The 3,684-nt window shown below is 66.7% G+C and carries 5 protein-coding genes; 3 read left to right on the plus strand and 2 right to left on the minus strand.

Annotated features, from left to right (window positions below):
- Positions 1 to 113: 113 nt before the first annotated feature.
- Positions 114 to 413 (minus strand): helix-turn-helix domain-containing protein, encoded by a 300-nt coding sequence (locus tag QH470_RS11840; RefSeq protein ID WP_280272369.1) that lies wholly within the window; start codon positions 411 to 413, stop codon positions 114 to 116.
- A 4-nt stretch (positions 414 to 417) separates the two neighbouring features.
- Positions 418 to 738: a type II toxin-antitoxin system RelE/ParE family toxin gene (locus tag QH470_RS11845; RefSeq protein ID WP_280272370.1), complete on the minus strand. Its 321-nt coding sequence runs from the start codon at positions 736 to 738 to the stop codon at positions 418 to 420.
- Positions 739 to 1,011: 273 nt separating this feature from the next.
- On the opposite strand from QH470_RS11845, the gene QH470_RS11850 reads away from it, so the two are divergent.
- From QH470_RS11850 to QH470_RS11860, 3 genes are read left to right on the plus strand one after another with little or no spacing between them, the layout of a single operon-like run.
- Positions 1,012 to 1,818, plus strand: coding sequence for an ABC transporter permease (locus tag QH470_RS11850; protein ID WP_280272371.1), 807 nt, complete (start codon positions 1,012 to 1,014; stop codon positions 1,816 to 1,818).
- Entirely contained in the window at positions 1,811 to 2,659 is an 849-nt protein-coding gene (locus QH470_RS11855) for an ABC transporter permease (protein WP_342228434.1), read from the plus strand. The genes QH470_RS11850 and QH470_RS11855 overlap by 8 nt, the downstream gene beginning before the upstream one ends.
- Positions 2,656 to 3,639 (plus strand): ABC transporter ATP-binding protein, encoded by a 984-nt coding sequence (locus tag QH470_RS11860; protein ID WP_280272372.1) that lies wholly within the window; start codon positions 2,656 to 2,658, stop codon positions 3,637 to 3,639. The genes QH470_RS11855 and QH470_RS11860 overlap by 4 nt, the downstream gene beginning before the upstream one ends.
- The last annotated feature ends 45 nt before the right edge of the window (positions 3,640 to 3,684 follow it).

Raw genomic sequence — 3,684 nt, forward strand, 5'->3', positions numbered from 1 at the left:
CCGCTACCCGTGTTCCCCGGGCCCATTTTGGTACCGGGCCCGCCAACCCCCCCCCCCCCCGCTTTTGGGGCCGGGCCCCTTCACGATCAGCCAGCTCGTCCGAGGCGATCGGTTCAGGCGCTCAAGCGAATCTCGAGCGAATGCCCGGTCGCCTGCGCGAGACGTTCGAGCATATCGAGCGTCGGCAGCCGACCGCCGCCCTCGAGTGCGGCAATGGTCGGCTGCGTCGTGTGCATCCGACGCGCCAACTCGGCCTGAGTAAGGCCTGCGGCGGTTCGGGCGTCATAGAACAGCTGCGCCATGCGCATCGTCAGACCGGCCTTCGCGTACGCATCGTCGTACAGAGCCCGCTCGTCACTTGTCATCTTCGCGAGTTCGGCATCTCGCAGCTTCTGATAGTTGGTTGTCTTCACTGCCTCAACCTCTCCTGCGCTGCCGCGCCAGCGCCCGCCGAGCCCGAGCAACCTCACGTGATTCGTTCTGACGCTGCTTCCGAAACGTGGTCAGAGTGATTATGCGTCTCTCGGTATCGAACACATAAGTGATCCGACGATTCACATTTTCACAATAAAACCGCAGCTCCCACAACTTGTCGCCGAGGTACCTGGCGTATGGCATGCGTAATGCGACGCCCCGCTCGGCGAGCAAGTCGAACATCCACTGGGTCTTGACGCGGTCGTCGTCTCCGAGCTCCTGATACCACAGCAAAACCTCCTCCGACAGCTCGATTTGCCACATGCGAGCACCATATCGTCAACAGTATATATCGCCAACGAGATCGCCTGAAGTTCCAGGTGGATCGGGCCGAGTGCGACCGTGTTTTGCCCCGATCATCGCGTCAGCCGGAACAGGGCACAGCACAGCAGGCGAAGGTCCACTGCGGCAAAGGCTTCAGGCAGTCGGGCCGTCGAGGGACAACGGGGTGGCAACTGCTCGGTATCGGTTTCGGAACATCTGTGGTTCCCCAATCTTGTTGTGAACGCAGCGCAATCGCCGTAGCGTTAATTGGTTGTGCGCGCTGATCCAGGTGTCTATCTGCGACTGGCAGAGGCGGGATTCCGCAGGCAGTGGCACTACCGGCTGGCAATGTTCGCCGGCATGTGCACCAATGTGGTGTTCGGGCTGGTGCGCGCCTCGGTGATGCTCGCGGCCGTGCGAGCAACCGCCGAATTCGGCGGGTACACAGCGGATTCGATCGGCGCGTACGTCTGGCTGTCGCAGGGGTTGCTGGGCGCGCTGGGGGTGATGGGTCCGCCGCTGGACATCGTCGACCGGATCAAGAACGGCGATGTCGCCATCGACTTCCTGCGCCCGGTCGACATCCAATTCTCGTACCTGGCCGGAGATCTCGGCCGGGCCGGCTGCACCCTGCTGCTGCGCGGGCTGCCCAGTGTCGTCGCGGGCACCCTGACCTTCGAACTCGGACTGCCGCACACCGGCCCGCCGTACCTGCTCGGCGTGGTGAGTGTGCTGCTGGCGGTGACCATTTCGTTCCTGCTGCTGTTCGCGGTGAGCCTGGTCGGTTTCTGGCTGGTGGAGACGCGCGGCATCCGGCTGCTCTACCAGATCGTCGCCACGTTCCTGGCGGGGCTGTTCGTGCCGGTGCACCTGTTCCCCGGCTGGCTGTACACCGTCGCCACATTGACGCCGTTTCCCTCGCTGCTGCAGGGGCCGATCGATGTGCTGTCCGGCCGGGCGACCGGCGCGGCGGCAGTGCAGATCCTGGGCGTACAGGTGATCTGGGTGCTCGTGGGCGTCGCCGTGGGCCGGATGCTGCTGCGGGCGGGCCGGCGCAAACTGGAGGTGCAGGGTGGCTGACCCGGCGGATCGATCGGCGACCGAACCGGCTGTGTTGCACGGCAACTGCTGCACGCCGTACGTGGCGGTGCTGCGCTCGCGGATGCGTTCCCAGCGCGCCTACCCGCTGTCGTTCGGCGCGGACCTGTTGTCCTCGCTGCTGATCGGGATCGTGGAGTTCGCCGAGGTGTGGGTGATCTACCACAACGTGCGCGTGCTCGGCGGGCTCGACCTGCACGCGATGCTGCTGCTGTTCGGATTGTCCAATCTCACCTTCGCCCTCGCCCAGATCGCGGTGGGGCACACCGACACTCTGCCCACCTACATCCGGATGGGCACCCTCGACGCGTTCCACCTGCGCCCGCAACCGCTACTGCTGCAACTGATCACCAGCGACGTCTCCCTGCGGCGGCTGGCCCGCGCGACCGTGGCGGGCGCGGTGTTCGTCACCGGCCTCGTCGTCAACGACATCGCCTGGACCGCAAGGACCTTCACGCTGCTGGGGATGTCGCTGGTCGCCGGTGTGGCGATCTTCGCGGGCCTGTTCGTGTGTGCCGCGGGGTTGCAGTTCTTCCTCATCGACGGCTCGGAGCTGACCAACAGCTTCACCTACGGCGGCTCGTTCGCCTCCCAGCAACCGGCGTCGGTGTTCTCGCGGCCGCTGACGCTGGTGTTCGGCTTCGCGGTGCCGGTGGCCTTCGTCGCCTACCTGCCCACGATCGCGCTGCTCGGCCTGCCCGGCCCGGCGTGGTTGCCCGCGGCACTGGCGTGGGCGAGTCCGGTCGCGGCACTGTGGATCTGGGTTCTCGCACTGATGTGCTGGCGAATGGGTGTACGGCACTACCAGGGAGGCGGTGGATGAACGCGATCGAGATTACGGACTTGACCCGGCAATTCGTGCTGCGGCGCAAGGAGGAAGGACACTGGCGCCGCCGACGCGACGTACTCACCGCGGTCGACCGGATGAGTTTCACCGTCGAAACCGGTACCGCCGTCGGCTATATCGGGGCGAACGGGGCGGGCAAATCCACCACCATCAAGATGCTCACCGGCATCCTGGTGCCCACCGCCGGCACGGTGCGCACCTGCGGCCTGGAACCGGTGCGCCAGCGCCGCGAACTGGCGGGGCGGATCGGGGTGGTGTTCGGGCAGCGCTCGCAGCTGTGGTGGGATCTGCCGCTGCGCGAGTCGTTCACGATCCTGGCCGCCATCCACCGCCTGGAACCGGACGCCGCCCGCAAGCGCACCCACGAACTGGTCGAGCAGCTGGAGATGGCCGACACCCTCGACATCCCGGTGCGCCAGCTCTCACTGGGACAGCGCATGCGGGGGGAAATCGCTGCGGCACTGTTACATTCGCCCGAGCTGCTGATTCTCGACGAGCCCACCATCGGCCTCGACGTCCTGTCCAAACAGCGGCTGCGGGAGTTCCTGTCCTACGAACGCGTCCAGCGCGGCACCACGCTGCTGCTGACCACCCACGACATGGGCGATATCGAGCGGTTGTGCGAGCGGGTGCTGGTGGTCGACCACGGCCGGCTGGCCTACGACGGCTCGCTCACCGGGCTGGCCGCCACGGTGGGGGTACGACGGGTGCTCGTGGTCGACCTCGCCGTACCCACCACCGATCTGACCGGGCTGCCGGGCGCTCAGCTGATCTCCAGCGAGGGTGGCGGCATCCGCCAGCGTCTCGCCTTCGACACCGAAACCACCACGGCCGCACAGCTTCTCACTGCGGTCACCACGCGCCCCCAGCGGCGAGGCCAGGGCAGCGTGACCGGCTCGGCCGCACGGCGGCCCGCGATCAGCTCGGGCAGTAGCGCGGCCGGCCCGAGCGGGTAGATCGTCTCGCTGGTGGCCGACAACTCGTCGAACGCCCACCGGCGG

Source organism: Nocardia wallacei (assembly GCF_029868745.1).
GTDB classification, from domain to species: domain Bacteria; phylum Actinomycetota; class Actinomycetes; order Mycobacteriales; family Mycobacteriaceae; genus Nocardia; species Nocardia wallacei_B.

Excerpts from the sequence above, each read along its gene's own strand:
- QH470_RS11845 (WP_280272370.1), bottom strand. The coding sequence starts at position 738 with ATGTGGCAAATCGAGCTGTCGGAGGAGGTTTTGCTGTGGTATCAGGAG.
- QH470_RS11860 (WP_280272372.1), top strand. The coding sequence starts at position 2,656 with ATGAACGCGATCGAGATTACGGACTTGACCCGGCAATTCGTGCTGCGG.